This is a genomic window from Sphingobium sp. C100 (genome assembly GCF_000508185.1).
Classification (GTDB): Bacteria; Pseudomonadota; Alphaproteobacteria; order Sphingomonadales; family Sphingomonadaceae; genus Sphingobium.
This window is the reverse complement of record NZ_AYOY01000170.1, coordinates 1-17,662: the sequence shown is the minus strand read 5'-3', so window position 1 is coordinate 17,662 and position 17,662 is coordinate 1. Positions and strand designations below refer to the sequence as shown.

Below are 17,662 nucleotides of genomic sequence, written 5' to 3'. Positions count from 1 at the left end.
TCGCGCCGTTCCAGCAGAAAGAGTCGCCGCTCCATGTCCGACCAGATCAACCGCATCGTCCTCGCCTTTTCCGGTGGTCTCGATACCAGCGTGATCCTGAAATGGTTGCAGCAGACCTACGGGTGCGAAGTCGTGACCTTCACCGCCGATCTGGGGCAGGGCGAAGAATTGGAGCCTGCCCGCGCCAAGGCCCGCCTGATGGGCGTCAAGGAAGAACATATCTTCATCGACGACCTGCGCGAGGAATTCGTGAAGGATTATGTCTTCCCCATGATGCGCTCCAACGCGCTCTATGAAGGCCTCTATCTGCTCGGCACCTCGATCGCCCGGCCACTGATCGCCAAGCGCCAAATCGAGATCGCCCGACAAGTCGGCGCCGATGCGGTCAGCCATGGCGCGACGGGCAAGGGCAATGACCAGGTCCGCTTTGAACTGGGCTATTACGCCCTGTCGCCGGATATCAAGGTGATCGCTCCCTGGCGCGAATGGGATTTGACCAGCCGCACCAAGCTGATCGAATTCGCCGAAAAGCACCAGATCCCAATCCCCCGCGACAAGCGCGGCGAAAGCCCCTTTTCGACGGATGCGAACATGCTCCACACCAGTTCCGAGGGCAAGGTGCTGGAAGATCCGTGGGAGGAAACCCCGGACTATGTCTATTCGCGCACGGTGAACCCGGAGGATGCGCCCGACGCGCCGGAATATATCACCATCGATTTCGAACGTGGCGACGGCGTGGCGATCAACGGCGTGGGCATGTCGCCGGCGACGCTGCTGGAAACGCTGAACGACTATGGCCGCAAACATGGCATTGGTCGCCTCGATCTGGTCGAAAACCGCTTTGTCGGCATGAAGTCGCGCGGCATGTATGAAACGCCCGGCGGCACCATCTACCATCTCGCCCATCGCGGCATCGAGCAACTGACGCTGGATCGCGGCGCTGCGCATCTGAAGGATGAGCTGGCGCCCAAATATGCCGAGCTGATCTATAACGGCTTCTGGTTCAGCCCGGAGCGTGAGATGCTCCAGGCCGCGATCGACCATAGCCAGGAAAAGGTGACCGGCACCGTTCGCCTGAAGCTCTACAAGGGCAGCGTTCATGTCGTCGGCCGCAAATCGCCTTACTCGCTCTACAGCGAGAAGGTCGTGACGTTCGAGGATGATGCGGGCGCCTATGACCAGCGCGACGCGGCGGGCTTCATCAAGCTCAACGCGCTGCGGTTGCGCCTGCTGGGCCGCCGCGACGCCTGACGAACGGCGGCGCCGCCCGTTACAATTCGCGACAAATTTGCGGGCGGGGTGACAAATTTGCGGGACAAGTTGTTTCCATAAACAGTGTCAAGGACGGCGGTTCGTCGTTCGGGATGACCTCGAGAAGGAAACAGATATGCTTCGCAAATTTTTCACCACCGTTGCGGTTGGTTCGCTGTTCGTTGGCGGTCTGGCCGCCAGTCACCTCGCTTTTGCTCAGCCCGGCGCCGATGGTGCGCGCGGTCCGCGCGGCGGCATGATGGCGATGGCCGACACCAACAAGGACGGCAAGATCAGCAAGGCGGAACTGACCGCCGGGCTGGAAGCCCGCTTCGCCAAGATGGACGTCGACAAGGATGGCCAGCTCACCCAGAAGGATCGCGATCTTGTGCGTCAGCAGCGCATGGATGCGCGTTTCGCCGCGCTGGACACGGACAAGAACGGCCAGATCAGCAAGACCGAATTTGCTGCCGGCCAACAGGCCCGTGCCGACAAGCGCGCCGAAATGCGCGGCCCTGGCGGCCCCGAAGGCCGTCATATGGGCAAGGGCCATCATCGTGGCGGCCATCGCATGATGCGCGGCGGCCATGGTGGCCCCGGCGGCTTTGGCGACGCGAACAAGGATGGCACGATCACCAAGGCTGAATTCATGGCCGGCCCGATCGCGATGTTCGACAAGGCCGACAGCAACAAGGATGGCTTTGTCACCGCCGACGAAATGAAGGCGGCGCATCAGGCGATGCGCAGCCAGTGGAAGGATCGCAAGGCGCCCCCCGCGCCGGCGCAGAACTGACCCGCCTTGCGGGCGGCCTTCGGCGCGGGGTTCCCTCCCCTTGGCTTCGCGTCGCCGGCCGCCCGACCGGGAAGGACGAAGGCTCCCCCTGCCTTCGCCCTTCCAACCTTTCCCAACCCATGACAGACAGGCAAGATGAGCGAACGTCCCCATCTCCTGCTCGTCGATGACGAGCGTTCGATCCGCGAGCCGCTGGCGCAATATCTCGGGCGCAACGGCTTCCGCGTGACCGCCGTCGAAAATGCCGCCGAGGCGCGTGTGCGGCTGAACGCCAACGCGATCGACCTCGTCATTCTCGACATCATGATGCCCGGCGAGGATGGCCTGTCGCTGTGCCGCCACATCCGCGAGACCAGCGAAATTCCGGTGATCCTGCTGACCGCGAAGTCAGAGGAGACCGACCGCATCGTCGGGCTGGAGATGGGCGCGGACGATTATGTGCTGAAGCCTTTCAGTCCGCGCGAACTGGTCGCCCGCATCAAGGTGATCTTTCGCCGCGTCGCCAGTGGTGGCCAGCGCGTCACGGCGCCCGACGGCGCGACCTATGCCTTTGCCGGCTGGCTGCTCAAGTCGCAGGAGCGCACGCTGGTCGATGCGGAGGGCGTGTCGCTGCCGCTCTCGACCGCCGAATATAATCTCATGCTGGCCTTTGCCACCCGACCCAATCAGGTGCTGAGCCGCGACCAGCTGCTCGACATCACCCAGGGGCGCGAGGCCAACGCCTTCGACCGCGCGATCGACAACCAGATCAGCCGCCTGCGCAAGAAGATCGAGCCGGACCCCAAAAATCCCACCCTCATCAAGACCGTCTGGGGCGGTGGCTACACCCTGTCGGCAGAGGTTCGCAAATTGTGACGTACCCGTCATGAAAAAGTGGCGCCTGTGGCCGCAAAGTCTGGTCGGCCAGATCATCCTGCTCGTTGCGATCGCGCTGTTTGTGGCGCAGGCCATTAATTTCGGTATGTTGTTACGGGAGCGTAATCAGGTTGAGCTGACCGGTCAGACCGCTCCGCTCGTCTATCGCGTCATCAATGCGCTCGACACCCGCGGCGACCGTTGGCCCGCCCTTCCCGAACGGCAGGGCAATCAGGGCCATGATCGGGGCGATCGTCGCAATGTGGAATTTTCGACGACCCGCCCTGTTCTCGACGGCAAGGTTCGCCCTGACGTCAAGGCGCGGGCGGAGGGCATGTTCGATGATATCGGTCTTGCCGTCCATTCGGTCGTCGCGGCCGAGGATAGCCGCGTCATGCCGCTGCGCCGCTGGGAACGGATTCGCAACCGCGCCACCGGCGAAGGCTTGCGCGATCGCCGCGTCGGCCGGTTGCGCCTCGCGGTGGAATATGAGCCCGGCAAATGGGTCACGACCGAAGCGCGCATCGGCAATCGGCCGCCGCGCTTTGGCGGCTGGCTGATCGGCCAGACGCTGATCCTCTACATCATCGTCCTGCTCCCTCTGCTGTGGGTCGGGCGGCGGCTGGCGCGGCCGCTCAAGCAGCTTACCGGGTCCGCTCAGCAATTTGCCCGCACCGGTGCGGCCGATGCGGTGGACGAGCGCGGCCCCGGCGACGTGCGCAACCTGACCATGGCGTTCAACGCCATGCGCGCCCGTATCATCGCCATGCTGGATGAAAAGGACCGGATGCTCGGCGCCATCGGTCATGATCTGCGCACGCCGCTGGCGTCGCTGCGCGTCCGGGCCGAATCGGTCGAGGATGAGGGCGAGCGCGCCCGCATGTCCGAAACCATCGACGAGATGAACCGGATGCTGGAGGATATCCTCTCGCTGGCCCGCGCCGGACGCAGCACGGAAAATCCGCAGAAGGTCGACCTGTCGGCGCTCGCCGACGCCGTGGTGGAGGATTTCATCGAACTGGGAGCGGCGGTCGAGATGGCCGACAGCGCGCGCGCAGTGGCGCTGGTCCGGCCCCAGCAGATCCGCCGCGCGCTGCGCAACCTGATCGAAAACGCCATCGTCTATGGCGATCGCGCTTATGTGTCGGTGCGTCAGGAGGGCGGCATGATCCGCATCGCCGTCGTCGATGAAGGCCCCGGCATTGCGGAGGACCGCATGGCCGAAATGCTGGAGCCCTTCACCCGCCTTGAAGGATCACGCAACCGCGAGACCGGCGGGGCGGGCCTGGGCTTGGCGCTGGTCCGGGCGATCATGACCGAACATCAGGGCGAATTGCGCCTCGCCAACCGGCCCGAGGGTGGGCTGGAGGCCAGCCTGATGCTGCCGGGTTGATGGAGCGAGGTTGAGGCCGAAGGGGTTTCGTCGGGAGGCGAGGAGTAGCGATCCTGAATATCCTCCCTGCGCCGCCGATGGAGGGCGGGTCTAAGAGGCTTTCACATCCCGCGACACCCCGTTTCACCTGTCGGGTTCGCTGTCGCGTTTCCGGCAAGGGCGCCATGTCGTCACGGCGCCCTTGCCGGATGGGCAGGCCTCACGCCGCGGCGCGGCGTTCCTTGAGTTCCTCGTTCAGCATTTCGGCCAGCAGGAAGGCCAGTTCCAGGCTCTGCGCGGCGTTGAGGCGCGGGTCGCAATGGGTGTGGTAGCGGTCGGCCAGCCCTTCGTCGGTTATGGCGATGGCGCCGCCGGTGCACTCCGTCACATTCTGCCCGGTCATTTCGGCGTGGATGCCCCCGCCAAAGCTGCCCTCGGCCCGGTGAACGGCGAAGAAGCCGCGCACTTCGGCGAGGATGCGGTCGAAGGGGCGGGTCTTGTAGCCATTGGCCGCCTTGATGACATTGCCGTGCATCGGGTCGCAGGACCAGACCACCGGATGGCCTTCGCGCAGCACCGCGCGCACCAGCCTGGGCAGGCCTGCCTCGATCTTGTCATGGCCATAGCGGGTGATGAGCGTGATGCGCCCAGCCTCCCGCGCCGGGTTCAGCACGTCGAGCAGGCGGATGAGCGCGTCCGGCTCCAGGCTGGGGCCGCACTTCATGCCGATGGGGTTGCCGATGCCGCGCAGATATTCGACATGGGCCGACCCTTCGAAGCGGGTGCGGTCGCCGATCCACAGCATGTGCGCCGACGTGTCATACCAGTCGCCGGTCAGCGAGTCCTGACGGGTCAGCGCCTGTTCGAACGGCAGCAGCAGCGCTTCGTGGCTGGTGTAGAAGCTGGTCCCGCCAAGTTGCGGCACGGTTTCCGCCGACAGGCCACAGGCGCGCATGAAGTCCAGCGCCTGGCCGATCTGGTCGGCCATCGCCTCGAACTTCGCGGCCCATGGGCTGCGGCCCATGAAATCGAGCATCCAGCCATGCACCCGGTCCAGGCTGGCATAGCCGCCGGTCGAAAAAGCGCGCACCAGGTTCAGCGTCGCGGCCGACTGATTATAGGCGCGCACCATCCGCGCCGGGTCCGGTTCGCGGGCTTCGGGCGTGAAGGCGATGTCATTGACATTGTCGCCGCGATAGCTCGGCAATTCGACGCCGCCGATCGTTTCGGTATCCGCCGAACGGGGCTTGGCGAACTGGCCCGCCATGCGGCCGACCTTCACCACCGGCAGCTTCGATGCGAAGGTCAGCACCACCGCCATCTGGAGCAGCACGCGGAACGTGTCGCGGATATTGTTCGGATGGAACTCCGCGAAACTTTCGGCGCAATCGCCTCCCTGGAGCAGGAAGGCTTCGCCGTCCGCCACCTTGGCCAGATCCGCCTTCAGGTTGCGCGCCTCGCCCGCAAAGACGAGCGGCGGAAACTGGCCAAGCTGGGCCTCTACCGAGGCCAGCGCCTCTGCATCCCGATAAAAGGGCATCTGGATGCCCTTATGCTCCCGCCAGCTTTCCGGCGTCCACTTCGCCGCCACGTCGAGTCTCCTTTGATGAGCGAAAAATAGGCGCCGCACCTACGCTGCCGCGGCGTTCAAGGCAAGTTTATAGCGGTTTCACCGTCGCCTTGCGCAATGATTTGTCCCGATCATGCTGATCGTTCCGCTCAATGTCTCGCCCCGCTTCATTTCTGACAGGGCCAGCGTTCGTTGAGCGACACGCTGACCAGCACGGACGCGGGCGCCTTGCGCTGGTCGGGCCAGCGTTCGAGATAGGCGATCACAGTCTTGCGCGCGTCCTGCGCGCTCATCTTGTCCGGCCAGCAGACGGGGCGCGCGCGGCCGATGAACATGTCCTTGCGAATGCCATCGACCACACCGACGATATAGGCGGTGCAGGCAAGCGCATATTCGGGCGCCTTGGTGTGGCATTTGGCGAGCAGGGTCGTGCCAGTTTCGAACATGAACGCCTGCGCGGCGACCGGCGCGGGGCTGGCGGCGGCGAACAGGGCGGCGGCGGGCAGAATGGGGGCGAGGGCGAGGGGGAGCGTGCGCATCAATTCTTCCGCTTCGCCGAAAAAGCGAAGGAGACGGCCACCTGCGGCGCGAGGCTGCCGCTGCTCTCGCCATTGCCCACGTCGAACGCGGCGCGGGCGATGGTGGCGCTGCCCGTGACCTTGCGGGTGACGCCCTCGCCCGTCAGGGCGAAGCGGATCGTCTGCGGCTTCGACACGCCTTTCAGAGTCAACATGCCTTTGGCGCGATAGCGGCCCGCGCCGGTTGCTTCCGCCCCCTTGGCGACGAATGTCGCGGTCGGATGCGCGGCGGTGGCGAAAAATTCCTCGCCGGGCAGCATCCCATCCTTATAGGCGTCGCCCACGCTGGCCGATGTCATGTCGATCGACACCATGATGTCGGCGCTGTCGGGATGATCGGGGTCCATCACGATCTTTGCCGTCCATTTGGAAAAGCTGCCGCTGATCGTCTCGCCGTCATTGCCGACCGAAAAGCCGATGCGGCCGCCCGGTTGGACCGTCCAGGCGGGGGGCGGTCCGGCCGGCTCCTCCGTCTTTTCCGCAGGAACGGCCGCCGCCGTGGCGTCGCTGCTGCTATTGTCCGCGGCGGCTTTGTTCGCGGCTTCGGCGGCGTTGTCAGTGGAGGAAGATAAGGCTGCTTCCACTTCGGCAGTGTTCACCGTCGCATCGTCACTATTTTCGGCGGCGGATGCCAGGGCGGGTGTGGTTCGCGCGGCGGGCAGGATAGCGCGACCGGCGAGGAAGCCGAGCAGGATCAGCGCCGGCAGCGCCACCAGCAGAGCGGTCGAACGGCCCGGCACCATGCGCCAGATGAGGCCGTCGCCCATCAGGACATGATGGCGCAGCGCGCCCGCGACATGCAGCAGGAACAGCGCGATGCCGATCCATGCCAGCAGGCCGTGGCCATTTTCCGCCAGCGCATGACTGCTTTGGGGCAAGGGAAGATGGGGCAGGGGCAGCACGCCGAAAAGGAGCGTCGGCACCTTGACCTTGGCGGTGGACACCAGCGCCCAGCCGGTCAGCGGCGCACCCAGCATGAAGGCGTAGAGGCCGACATGCACGGCGGACGCCAGCGCGCCCTGCCAGCCGCCTTCCAGCTTGGTCGGGCGGGGCTTCCAGTAGCGGACGGCGATGCGGGCGAGAGTCAGCGCCAGAATGGTGATGCCGACCGATTTGTGAAGCTGGTAGAGCGCGAAGCCGCGCGCGCCCAGATCCTCCAGCGCCCAGCCGACGGCGATCTGAAAGGCGAGCAGGGCCGCGATCGTCCAGTGCAGGATGATGGCGGCAAGGCTGTAGCGCTGCGGCATGGACGTCCCCCGGTTGGTCTGGGCGCGAAACTATGTCGCAGGTGGCGCGAAGTCCATTGGCTGAGGTGGAAACGGTGCGTTCCGCCTTAATCGGCCAATTCGAGCGGCGGTCGTTCGGCGTCCGGCAGCGACGCGCCCATCACCTTGGCCAGCGTCGGCGCGATGGCGCGCATGTCGACCAGCCCCAGATCCTTGCCGGCCGCCACGCCCTTGCCCATCAGCAGCAAGGTCGCCTGAAGATTGGCGGGGCCGGGGAAATAGCCGTGCATCCCCTTGACGCTGCTGTGGGACAGGACGGGCGCGGACGCGCCGCGATAGATGTCGGTGACGAAGCCGGGCTTCAGATTGACGGCGAAGCTGGCCTGCGGATTGCCGCCGCGCGCCGCGATGGCCGCCTTGTCGGCGACCATGGCGATGCCGTTGGCGGGATTGGCGGCGAGTCGGTCGAGCAGCGCCTTCACCCGCATGGCCAGTGCCTGGTCGTCGGGCCGCGACAGCATGATCGCGGCCGATCCGCCCGCGATCCAGGGCATGGCCAGCCACGAGGCGACCTTACCATCCCGGCCGACGGTGATGAGGCCGGCGTCGATGAAGGGGCGAAAAAGGTTGATCGCCGTATGCGTCGCTTCGAACCCATGGTCGCTGACAAGGGCGATGACGGCGTCGGGATGCGCTTTCATCTCGGCTGCAACCACCTCGCCGATGATCGCGTCGATCTTCTCCAGCACGGCATTGGCCTCTGGCGATCCGGGCGCGCTGGCATGTTCCTCATGGTCCAGCGCGGCGAAATAGACGGTCAGGAAATCGGGCTTGTGTGCGCCGATGAGGGCGGTGGCGAAGCGGGCGCGGTTCTGGTCGCCGGCAAGGCTTTCGTCGATGCCCATGGCATAGGCCTGGCCGACCTTCGCCTCCAGTTCCGCCTTGAGGCCCGGCGTCGCCAGCGCGTCGAGCAGCAGCGCATCGTCGGGATGGCCGGTGCGCCAGATTTGCGGCAGGTTCCAGGTCACGCCCTTGGCGGCAACGCTGACCGGCCAGTGAATATTGCCGGTGGACAGGCCCGCTTTCGTCGCGGCCTCCCACAGCATCGGCGTCTTGACGGTCTGCGCATACCAGTACCAGCCGCCCTGGTTGATGCCGGTCGGATCGAAGCTGTTATTGGCGACGACACCATGTGTGGCGGGCGAAACGCCGGCCATCAGCGTCACATGGCTGGGATAGGTGAGGGTAGGCAGTACCCCGGTGACGCCGGTGGCATGTGCTCCTTGCGTCACGAACCGGCGCAGATTGGGAATGGAAAGGCCGCGTTTGCCAGCCTCCAGCACATCGCCGGGGCGCAGCCCGTCGATCGAGATCAGGAGGACGGGTTCGGCACGGGCGCTGGCCGGGATGGCCAGGACCAGAACCGAAGCGACAAGCGCGGCCCTTTTCATATCATGTCTCCGGCTTCCGGCTCAGAAACCGGTCTTGATCGTTGCGAAGAATTGCTGCGGCGCGCCTACCAGCAGGGTCTGCGCGTCGCCGCTGTTGCCAAAGCCGCCCGACCCGATCGTGCCGACATATTTCTTGTCGAACAGGTTGGTGGCGTTGAGCTGAACCTCAATCTTGTCGGTGAAGCGATAGCCGATCGAGGCATCGACAATCACCCGGCCGGGGACCGAGGCGTCGTTGGTGTAGCTATAATAGCGGCGCGACATATAGTTGACGCCGATGCGGCCAAAGGCCCGGCCGTCGTCATAGTTGAATTCGCCCCGCGCCATATGTTTGGGGCTGTCGACCACGGTCTTGCCCTTGATCGCCGCAACCAGCGTGCCGTCGGAGCTGTTGAGCACGTCATCGCGATAGGTGGCGTCGGTATAGCTGTAGCTGGCATAGACGCCAAAGCCATGGCCAAGCTTCAGGTCGCCCGCCGCCTCGACGCCCACGGCGCGCACGCCGCCGACATTCTGGAGCGCGGAGGCCAGGCCCTGGATCGGGCTGCCGACCGTGACCGCCAGCAGGCGGTTGCGGAAATTGACCAGATAGGCGCCGACCGTGCCGTTGAACATCGGCGTGTTATAGCGCAGGCCCAGTTCATAGGTGTCGGACTGCTCGGCCTTCAGGTCATCCTTGATCGCATTAAAGCCGGTCTGGTTGGTCGAGAAAGGGCCGGTGGTGGTGGCGCTGGCGAAGGCGCGGGTCACCTGGGTGAAGCCGCCGAAGACTTCCGCTTCCGGGCTGAGTTCCACGGCGAAGCCGGCATGGGGCTGGAACCAGTCTTCCACCTTGATCTTGCCTTCGGGGAAGGTCGCCTGAACGATGGCTTCGGCCTTGTTGGTGACCTTGAAGCCCTTCCAGCCCAGATTGATCGTCACCATGCCAAAATCGATCTTGTCCTGGACATGATATTGGAAGGTGTTGGTGGTGAAGTCGAATTCCCACTGGGTGAAGAAGGGGTTTTCCGGATAGTCGCGGAAGGACAGGCCCGGCTCGGTGCGGCTGGCGAAGGCGTAGAAGCGGCGGGCCTGATGGAACTGGTTATTCTCATACCATGCGCCGACGCTCAAATTCTGGATGCCGAGCGTATAGTCGATGCTGCCGAACGCGCCGATCCGGTCCATGTCATATTCGGTGGTGCGCACCGACATCGGCACGCCGTTGGGGCTGGGGGTATAGGGCGTCGCCCACAGGCCCATGCCGCTATTATTATGGTAATAGCCCTTGAGCTTGAAGGTCGCCTGCTCGCCGAGCGGGGTGGTCAGGCCGATCGCGCCCAGCCAGTCCTTGCGCAGGCCAGCCGCGTCATAATAGGCATCGTCGGCGCTGGTGACATTGCCCGGATAGGTCTGCGCACCGACGGGCGCGCCGCTATAATCGTAGAGGCCGTCGGGGAAGGGCGATCCGCCGCTGTTGCTGATCAGGTCGACGTCGTTCAGGCGGCTGGCATAGTCGATCGCGCGGGCATAGTCGGGATAGGTGTTGTCCCAGTCCCAGCCCAGGCGGCGGATCATGTTCATCGACATGTCCTGATAATCCTGCTCGCGCCGGTCGGAATAGCTGAGCCAGCCGTCGATCGTTGCTTCACCGACGGGGATCACGACCTTGGCATTGCCCATATGCTGGTCCTGCGTGCCCTGGCCCTTATATTTGTCGGTGGCGCCATAGCCATAGGAGACATAGCCGCGGATGCCGTCCTTGCTGCCCAGGTTCACGCGGGCGAAGGCGCGCCAGGTTTCGTCGCTGCCATAGGTCAGGTTGCCCTGCACGCCGAATTCGCCCGTCGGCTCCATCGAAAAGGTTTCGACCGTGCCGCCCAGATTGCCGGTCGCCTGGGTGCCGAGCGAACCGGCGCCCTGCGACACGCGCACGCTGCCGATATTCTCGCTGCTGATCGCGCGGGTGATGTGCAGGCCGTTATGATTGCCATAGCTCATGTCGCCCAGCGGAATGCCGTCGAAGGTGAAGCCGAGCTGATTCTGGTTGAAGCTGCGGATGGTGATGCGCTGCGACCATTCATAGTTGCCGAACGGATCGGCCGACTGGAAGTTGACGCTGGGCAGCTTCTCGATCGCCTTGAGCGCGTTGGTGCCCGGCGTCAGGGTCAACAGATCCTTCGCCTGGATTTCCTGGACCTGGCGGGTTTCGCCGCGACCGAAAACGATAATCTCGGCGCCGTCCGCAGGCGCGTCGGCGACCGGCGCGGCGCTTTGCGCGAAAGCGGGCGCTGCCGCCAACATGGTCGATGCAAGCAAGAAAGCGTGAATAGGCCGCATGATGATTCCCCCAATGAACCCTGCTCTGAGCGAGTGGTTCAGCCGGGCCTGTAGGCGCTTCATGTTGCAGTGCAGTGAGAGTATCTTGACGGATCAGCGGCTTGATCGTGACAAAAGCGTTATAATCATCGGCGCAATTGTGTCAAAAAGGTCGCAGTCTTTCCATTTTCGCGGGCGCGATTGCATCACCGGTGATGATGGCTATGGAAATGAACAGCAATTTCCAAGGGAAAGCAGGACATGGCCAAACCCGAAAGCTGGCGGTTCAGTCCCGATGCCTATAGCTTCGTGACCAGCATCGACACGCGCTTCCAGGATCTCGACACGATGGGCCACATCAACAATGTGGCCATATCCGGTATTTTCGAAACCGCGCGCATCCGGTTCCACCATCATCTGGGCCGGCATCCGCAGGAGCAGGGCGTGCGCTGGCTGGTGGCGGCGGTGTCACTCAACTTTATCGAGGAGTCGCATTTCCCCTATCCGTTCGAGGTGCGGTGCGCGATCGGCCATATCGGCCGGACCAGTTGGACGATCAGTTCGGCGGGTTTCCAGAAGGGGTTGTGCGTCGCGACCTGCGACACGACCGTCGTCACCCATGGTCCCGACGGCCGCCGCGTCATCGACGAAACGCTGCGCGAGGCGATGGAGCGCAATTTCCTGCGCCAGCCGGACTAAAAGGCCGGTTCATCGGAAGCCGGCCATCCGCCGGCTCCACTGAAAGGCGATGACCCCGCCCTTGACCGGCTGGATCAGCGCCACGGCCAGGATCGCGGCGAGGGCAGGCCAGAGCGCCGCCTGCCAACCGAGTGGAATGGCGAGGACCGCATTCACCTCGATCATCAGGGGCAACATGATATGCCCGAGCAGCAGGATCACGATATAGGCCGGGAAATCGTCGGCCTGATGCACGTCAAGGCGCTGCCCGCAATGCGCGCAGGCGGGCGCCACCTTCAGGAAATGGTCGAATATCCGTCCTTTCCCGCAGGCCGGGCAGCGGCCGCGCAGGCCAAGGCCGATCGCCGGACGGATCGCCCGGTCGGACTGGTGGGGAATGACGGGATCGGTCATGCCGCTGGCGCTAGGGGTTCCGCCCGATCCATGCAATAACCCATCCCCGCCATGCGCCCTTTCGCGGCGCGCAAAGCCTGTTAAGAAGCGCCATGCGTCTTCCCGGCCCGACCGAAGCCTTCTGCCTGTTCGACGATGCGCGTCCGCGCGGACCGGCGCCTGCGCGGCTGTATCGAGACCCCGTTGCAATCATCACCGCGCACCGGATGGATGAAGTGCAACCCGCGCTCGACCGGATCGCCGAAGCGCGCGAGGCTGGCCTTCATGCCGCCGGTTTCATGAGCTATGAAGCGGGTCTGGCGCTGGAGGAGCGGCTGGCGCCGATCGCCCGTCCGCGAGAAGCGGACGGCGTGCCGCTGCTATGGTTCGGCCTGTTCGAAGGGATGCGGCTGATCGCTCCTGGCGCGCTGCCGGCATTGCTGCCCGATCCGGCCGCCGCCCGCATCGGCCCGTTGCGGCCGCTGGTGGCCGAGCACGCCTATCAGGCCGCTTTCGATGCGGTGCAGGCCTATATCCGCGCGGGGGACATTTATCAGGTCAACCTGACCTTTCCCTGCGACGTTGCGGTCGATGGCGATCCGATGGCGCTCTACGCCGCGATCCGGCCGCGTGCCGGGGCTGGCTATGGCGGCGTCATCCGCACGGGCGAGCGCAGCATCCTGTCCTTCTCGCCGGAGCTTTTCTTCACCCTGGTGCGCGGCCAGTTGACGGCGCGGCCGATGAAGGGGACGGCGACGCGCGGCGCCGACCGGCAGGAGGACGCCGACCGGGCGCGCTGGCTGGAGGCGGATGCGAAGCAGCGCGCGGAAAATCTGATGATCGTCGACCTGCTGCGCAACGACCTGTCGCGCGTGTCGCAGGCGGGCAGCGTCGCCGTGCCCGACCTTTTCAAAGTGGAAACCTATCCCACGGTTCACCAACTGGTGTCGACGGTGCGGGCGCGGCTGCTGCCCGGCCTGTCGCCCGTCGACGTGCTGCGCATCCTTTTTCCCTGTGGATCGATCACCGGCGCCCCCAAAGTGCGGGCAATGGAAATTATCGACGCGGTCGAGCCGCACGCCCGTGGCGTTTATACCGGCGCGATGGGCTGGATCGATCCCGAAGGCGATGCCGCCTTCAATGTTGCCATTCGCACCCTTTGCGTCGAAGAAGGTAAAGCTATGGGCCGGCTGGGCCTGGGATCGGGCATTGTCGCGGATTCGGAAGCTGCATCCGAATGGGCGGAATGCCTGGCCAAGGGGCGGTTTCTTTCGCCGGCTTGACATGATGACGCGCAGGGGCTTGAAATAATTCCAATGTCTTTGACTGACGGACGGTTCGACCTGCTCGAAACCATGGCCTTCGACCCGCATGAGGGGATCAGGCTGCTTGAACTGCATCTGGCGCGGATGAAGGCCAGTGCGGATGCGCTGGGCTTTGCCTTTGATCGCCATGATGTCCGCAATGAGCTTCAGGCCGCAACATTCCGCCTGCGCGAACGGAGCCGGGTGCGTCTGCTGGTCTCACGCGGCGGGGCGCTGGCGATCGAAGTGCGCGAACATCGCACCTGGCCACAAGCGATCATACCCGTTGCGGTCGTTGCCCGCCATGCGGCGCCCGACGACGCGCGCCTGTGCCATAAGACCACGGATCGCTCCCTCTATCGTGACGCGCTGCGTCGGGGTGGCACCTATGAAGTGTTGCTGATGGATGCCGCCGGCTATTTGACGGAGGGATGTTTTTCCACCCTGTTCGTCGAACGCGGCGACAAGCTGGTGACGCCGCCGCTCAGGCGCGGCCTGTTGCCGGGTGTCCTGCGGCAGAGCCTGATCGACATGGGGGAGGCGGCGGAGGCCGACCTGCGCCCCCACGATCTGGAACGGGGCTTTTTCATCGGCAATGCCGCGCGGGGCATGGTCGCCGCGACATTGGCGCGCTGACAGGCGCACGATAGCAGCCCTATTCTGCCGTAAAGCCATTGCAGCCCATCTGGCGGTTGCCCCTGCGTCCGTTGCGCACTAAGGGACGCCGCGTCCGCTTTTCATGCGGACAAGAGGATATTTGAGAAAGAAGATTGCCATGAGCCAGACTTCCGCTGCCCTCGGTCGCATCCAGCCGTCCGCCACGCTCGCCATGAGCGCCCGCGTGAATGCGCTCAAAGCCGAAGGCGTGGACGTCATTGGCCTGTCGGCGGGCGAGCCTGACTTCGACACGCCCGACTTCGTCAAGGACGCCGGCATCGCCGCGATCCGCAACAACCAGACGCGCTATACCGATGTCGATGGCACCGTCGATGTGAAGGAAGCCGTCGCCTTCAAGTTCAAGCGCGACAATGGCCTGGCCTATACGCGCAAGCAGATCAGCGTGAATTCGGGCGGCAAGCACACGCTGTTCAACGCCTTGGTCGCGACTGTCGACGCGGGCGACGAAGTCGTCATCCCGGCGCCCTATTGGGTGAGCTATCCCGACATCGTGAACTTTGCCGGCGGCACGCCCGTGTTCATCGCGGCGCCGGCCAGCCAGGGCTACAAGATCACGCCCGCGCAGCTTGAGGCCGCCATTACGCCGCGCACCAAATGGGTGATGCTCAATTCGCCGTCGAACCCGTCGGGCGCAGCCTATTCGAGTGAGGAACTCAAGGCGCTGGGCGAGGTGCTGCTGCGCCACCCCCATGTGCTGGTGATGACCGACGACATGTATGAGCATGTCTGGTACGCGGCCAGCCCCTTCGCCACCATCGCACAGGTCTGCCCGGACCTTTATGACCGCACCTTGACGGTCAACGGCTGTTCCAAGGCCTTTTCCATGACCGGCTGGCGCATCGGCTTTGCCGGTGGCCCGGAATGGATCATCAAGGCGATGAGCAAGCTTCAGTCGCAGTCGACCAGCAATCCCTGTTCGATCAGCCAGGCCGCCGCTGTCGCGGCGCTGACCGGGCCGCAGGATTTCCTCGAGGAACGTAATGGCGTGTTCCGCAAGCGCCGCGACATGGTCGTCGCCATGCTGAACGATGCGCCGGGGCTGGATTGCCCGACGCCCGAAGGCGCTTTCTACGTCTATCCCGACGCCAGCGGCGTGATCGGCAAGACGACGCCCAAGGGCGTCGTGATCGATAGCGACGAGGCGCTGATCGGCTATTTCCTCGACGAAGCCAAGGTTGCGGCCGTCCATGGCGCCGCTTTCGGCCTCTCGCCCGCTTTCCGGATCAGCTACGCGACGTCGGACGAGGTGCTCAAAAAGGCCTGCACCCGCATCCAGGAGGCTTGCGCCGCGCTCAAATAAGAGCGGGCATTCGCCGAAAGTCAAAAACGGAAACGGTGTTTTTCCCGCCGCGCCGTCTTGCGATTGGCGCGGCGCGGCTTATATACCCGTTGCGAAGAGAAACTTAAAAATCGGCGGCGTTCGTCGTCCTAAGTCCCGCATTGGTCGAAAGCTGCTCCCGCAGGCACGGCCGTTCAGTCAGGGGCAAGGCGCATGAACATAGTCGATATGCCGACAGAAGCGGCAGACTATATGAGAAAGGCGTTTGCCATGTTGGCGTTCCTCAAATCCGACCTGTTCCTGCGCTTCATCGGCGGGTTTGCGGTCGGCGCCGTGGGCATGTTCATGATGCAGCCCCAGGAGCCGCCGATGTTCGGCAGCACTGCCGTTGCAGCGACGTCGATCCATGACGCGGCGCTTTAACGCCTCGCTCTTCTTCCTGTTCGCGGCGCTTGCCGCCGCTTCCCCCGCGCGCGCCGAACGGGTCGTCCAGGCGCCCGTTCCCACGGTCGACGCCACCGCCACACGCAAGCTGGAAACTGCGGTTTTCGCCGGCGGTTGTTATTGGGGCGTGGAGGGCGTTTTTGCACATGTCAAAGGTGTCCATCTCGCTGTCGCGGGTTTTGCCGGCGGCCCAAAGGCGCGCCGCGTCGACTATGAAACGGTAAGCGGCGGCGATACCGGCTATGCCGAGGCGGTGCGGGTCACCTATGATCCCAAGGTCGTCAGCTATGGCACCTTGCTGCGCATTTTCTTCTCGGTCATCGCCGACCCGACGACGCTGAACTATCAGGGGCCGGACCATGGCACCCAATATCGCAGCGCGCTCTTTCCCCTGAACGGTGAACAGGACAAGGCCGCCCGCGCCTATCTGGCGCAGCTGGGCCGGAGCGGCCTGTGGCGCGATCCGGTCGTGACCCGAGTGGAACGGTTCACCGGCTTTCAGGACGCGGCGCGCGACCATCAGGATTTCATGCGCAAAAACCCGCTCCATCCCTATATCCTGCGCTGGGACAAGCCCAAGCTGGCGGCGTTCAAGGAAATGTTTCCCGCGCTTTACCAGGAAAAGCCGGCCGCCTGATCCAGTCGGGCCGCCGCGTCGGCTTGTGATTGGCGCTCGCGCGCTTATGTCCTCCCCGGGCATCAGCAAGGAGCATCTGCCATGGACGACATACGCGGCCTCAAGATCCTGTCCACTCTCGCCGAGGATGGCCGTCTGACCGTCGCGTTGGCGGAAGAGACCCTGCCGCCGCCCAAAGGGCATGAAATATTGGTCAGCGTAGAGGCTGCGCCGATCAACCCGTCGGACCTGGGCCTGTTATTCGGTCCCGCTGACGTCGAACATGCCGATTATGGCGAAGGCCGGATCGTGGCGCAGATGCCCGATGGCGCGCGCCGAGCCATGGCGGCGCGCGTGGGGCAGTCGATGCCAGTCGGCAATGAGGGTGCAGGCACGGTGATCGCGGCCGGCGATGCGCCCGAAGCGCAGGCGTTGCTTGGCAAGCTGGTGACATGCGTGCCGGGCGGCATGTTCGCGCAATATCGGCTGGTCGACGCGCGCTCTGCCATGCTGCTGCCCGATGGGGCGAGCGCGGAGGAGGGGGCTTCGGCCTTCGTCAATCCAATGACCGCGCTCGGCTTTGTCGAAACGATGCGGCAGGAAGGGCATAAGGCCATCGTCCATACCGCTGCGGCGTCCAATCTGGGCCAGATGCTGGTGCGCATAGCCCAGGAGGACGGCATTCCGCTTGTCAACATCGTGCGCAGCGAAGCGCAAGTGGACCTGCTGAAGGCTCTGGGCGCGGAGCATGTGCTGGACAGTTCCCAGCCGGATTTCCGCGACCAGCTTCAGGCCGCGATCGATGCGACCGGCGCCACCATCGCCTTTGACGCGATCGGCGGCGGCCCGCTGGTCGATCAGAACCCTCGCCTATGT

17 protein-coding genes are annotated in these 17,662 nt (G+C 64.5%); 11 read left to right on the top strand and 6 right to left on the bottom strand.

Features of this window, described 5'->3' with window-relative positions:
• The first annotated feature begins 33 nt into the window (after window positions 1–33).
• The 4 genes from C100_RS41225 (at window position 34) to C100_RS41210 (ending at window position 4,292) form a co-directional block, all read left to right on the top strand.
• The gene (locus C100_RS41225) at window positions 34–1,251 is read left to right on the top strand and encodes an argininosuccinate synthase (protein WP_024020960.1); all 1,218 of its coding nucleotides are present in this window, start codon (window positions 34–36) and stop codon (window positions 1,249–1,251) included.
• A 136-nt stretch (window positions 1,252–1,387) separates the two neighbouring features.
• Window positions 1,388–2,044 (top strand): EF-hand domain-containing protein, encoded by a 657-nt coding sequence (locus tag C100_RS41220; protein WP_024020959.1) that lies wholly within the window; start codon window positions 1,388–1,390, stop codon window positions 2,042–2,044.
• Between the two features lie 135 nt (window positions 2,045–2,179).
• Entirely contained in the window at window positions 2,180–2,899 is a 720-nt protein-coding gene (locus C100_RS41215; RefSeq protein ID WP_024020958.1) for a response regulator, read from the top strand.
• 10 nt (window positions 2,900–2,909) lie between these two features.
• Entirely contained in the window at window positions 2,910–4,292 is a 1,383-nt protein-coding gene (locus C100_RS41210; protein ID WP_024020957.1) for a sensor histidine kinase, read from the top strand.
• Between the two features lie 199 nt (window positions 4,293–4,491).
• On the opposite strand, the gene C100_RS41205 is transcribed toward C100_RS41210, so the two are convergent.
• From C100_RS41205 to C100_RS41185, 5 genes are all read right to left on the bottom strand, one after another.
• On the bottom strand, window positions 4,492–5,862 hold the full coding sequence (locus C100_RS41205) for a class II 3-deoxy-7-phosphoheptulonate synthase (RefSeq protein ID WP_024020956.1): 1,371 nt from the start codon (window positions 5,860–5,862) through the stop codon (window positions 4,492–4,494).
• 146 nt (window positions 5,863–6,008) lie between these two features.
• Complete coding sequence (locus tag C100_RS41200) at window positions 6,009–6,380, bottom strand: Rap1a/Tai family immunity protein (RefSeq protein ID WP_024020955.1); 372 nt, start codon at window positions 6,378–6,380, stop codon at window positions 6,009–6,011.
• Entirely contained in the window at window positions 6,380–7,666 is a 1,287-nt protein-coding gene (locus C100_RS41195; RefSeq protein ID WP_024020954.1) for a YceI family protein, read from the bottom strand. The genes C100_RS41200 and C100_RS41195 overlap by 1 nt, the downstream gene beginning before the upstream one ends.
• An 86-nt stretch (window positions 7,667–7,752) precedes the next feature.
• Entirely contained in the window at window positions 7,753–9,096 is a 1,344-nt protein-coding gene (locus tag C100_RS41190) for an alkaline phosphatase family protein (RefSeq protein WP_024020953.1), read from the bottom strand.
• 21 nt (window positions 9,097–9,117) lie between these two features.
• Window positions 9,118–11,415 carry a TonB-dependent receptor gene (locus C100_RS41185; protein WP_031309947.1) on the bottom strand — a complete coding sequence of 766 codons (2,298 nt, stop codon included), beginning with the start codon at window positions 11,413–11,415 and terminating at the stop codon, window positions 9,118–9,120.
• A 240-nt stretch (window positions 11,416–11,655) separates the two neighbouring features.
• Here C100_RS41185 and C100_RS41180 point away from each other — a divergent pair, with 240 nt between their 5' ends.
• Window positions 11,656–12,093, top strand: coding sequence for an acyl-CoA thioesterase (locus tag C100_RS41180; RefSeq protein ID WP_024020951.1), 438 nt, complete (start codon window positions 11,656–11,658; stop codon window positions 12,091–12,093).
• A gap of 9 nt (window positions 12,094–12,102) precedes the next feature.
• On the opposite strand, the gene C100_RS41175 is transcribed toward C100_RS41180, so the two are convergent.
• The gene (locus C100_RS41175) at window positions 12,103–12,486 is read right to left on the bottom strand and encodes a DUF983 domain-containing protein (protein WP_024020950.1); all 384 of its coding nucleotides are present in this window, start codon (window positions 12,484–12,486) and stop codon (window positions 12,103–12,105) included.
• A gap of 92 nt (window positions 12,487–12,578) precedes the next feature.
• Between C100_RS41175 and pabB the strand changes: the two genes are divergently transcribed.
• The 6 genes from pabB to C100_RS41145 all read left to right on the top strand — a co-directional run.
• Window positions 12,579–13,748, top strand: coding sequence for an aminodeoxychorismate synthase component I (gene pabB, locus C100_RS49200; protein ID WP_024020949.1), 1,170 nt, complete (start codon window positions 12,579–12,581; stop codon window positions 13,746–13,748).
• A 33-nt stretch (window positions 13,749–13,781) separates the two neighbouring features.
• Window positions 13,782–14,405 carry an aminotransferase class IV gene (locus tag C100_RS49195; RefSeq protein ID WP_024020948.1) on the top strand — a complete coding sequence of 208 codons (624 nt, stop codon included), beginning with the start codon at window positions 13,782–13,784 and terminating at the stop codon, window positions 14,403–14,405.
• Between the two features lie 139 nt (window positions 14,406–14,544).
• The gene (locus tag C100_RS41160) at window positions 14,545–15,747 is read left to right on the top strand and encodes a pyridoxal phosphate-dependent aminotransferase (RefSeq protein WP_024020947.1); all 1,203 of its coding nucleotides are present in this window, start codon (window positions 14,545–14,547) and stop codon (window positions 15,745–15,747) included.
• A gap of 192 nt (window positions 15,748–15,939) precedes the next feature.
• Entirely contained in the window at window positions 15,940–16,149 is a 210-nt protein-coding gene (locus tag C100_RS48785) for a hypothetical protein (protein WP_024020946.1), read from the top strand.
• Window positions 16,133–16,807 (top strand): peptide-methionine (S)-S-oxide reductase MsrA, encoded by a 675-nt coding sequence (gene msrA, locus C100_RS41150; RefSeq protein WP_024020945.1) that lies wholly within the window; start codon window positions 16,133–16,135, stop codon window positions 16,805–16,807. The genes C100_RS48785 and msrA overlap by 17 nt, the downstream gene beginning before the upstream one ends.
• Window positions 16,808–16,888: 81 nt before the next feature.
• Window positions 16,889–17,662, top strand: a 774-nt coding sequence (locus C100_RS41145; RefSeq protein WP_024020944.1) for a zinc-binding dehydrogenase, incomplete at its 3' end; no start/stop codon positions are given.

Coding starts and splice junctions, on each gene's coding strand:
- C100_RS41225 (WP_024020960.1), top strand. CDS start 34: ATGTCCGACCAGATCAACCGCATCGTCCTCGCCTTTTCCGGTGGTCTC.
- C100_RS41220 (WP_024020959.1), top strand. CDS start 1,388: ATGCTTCGCAAATTTTTCACCACCGTTGCGGTTGGTTCGCTGTTCGTT.
- C100_RS41215 (WP_024020958.1), top strand. CDS start 2,180: ATGAGCGAACGTCCCCATCTCCTGCTCGTCGATGACGAGCGTTCGATC.
- C100_RS41210 (WP_024020957.1), top strand. CDS start 2,910: ATGAAAAAGTGGCGCCTGTGGCCGCAAAGTCTGGTCGGCCAGATCATC.
- C100_RS41200 (WP_024020955.1), bottom strand. CDS start 6,380: ATGCGCACGCTCCCCCTCGCCCTCGCCCCCATTCTGCCCGCCGCCGCC.
- C100_RS41195 (WP_024020954.1), bottom strand. CDS start 7,666: ATGCCGCAGCGCTACAGCCTTGCCGCCATCATCCTGCACTGGACGATC.
- C100_RS41190 (WP_024020953.1), bottom strand. CDS start 9,096: ATGAAAAGGGCCGCGCTTGTCGCTTCGGTTCTGGTCCTGGCCATCCCG.
- C100_RS41185 (WP_031309947.1), bottom strand. CDS start 11,415: ATGCGGCCTATTCACGCTTTCTTGCTTGCATCGACCATGTTGGCGGCA.
- C100_RS41180 (WP_024020951.1), top strand. CDS start 11,656: ATGGCCAAACCCGAAAGCTGGCGGTTCAGTCCCGATGCCTATAGCTTC.
- C100_RS41175 (WP_024020950.1), bottom strand. CDS start 12,486: ATGACCGATCCCGTCATTCCCCACCAGTCCGACCGGGCGATCCGTCCG.
- pabB (WP_024020949.1), top strand. CDS start 12,579: ATGCGTCTTCCCGGCCCGACCGAAGCCTTCTGCCTGTTCGACGATGCG.
- C100_RS49195 (WP_024020948.1), top strand. CDS start 13,782: ATGTCTTTGACTGACGGACGGTTCGACCTGCTCGAAACCATGGCCTTC.
- C100_RS41160 (WP_024020947.1), top strand. CDS start 14,545: ATGAGCCAGACTTCCGCTGCCCTCGGTCGCATCCAGCCGTCCGCCACG.
- C100_RS48785 (WP_024020946.1), top strand. CDS start 15,940: ATGAACATAGTCGATATGCCGACAGAAGCGGCAGACTATATGAGAAAG.
- msrA (WP_024020945.1), top strand. CDS start 16,133: ATGACGCGGCGCTTTAACGCCTCGCTCTTCTTCCTGTTCGCGGCGCTT.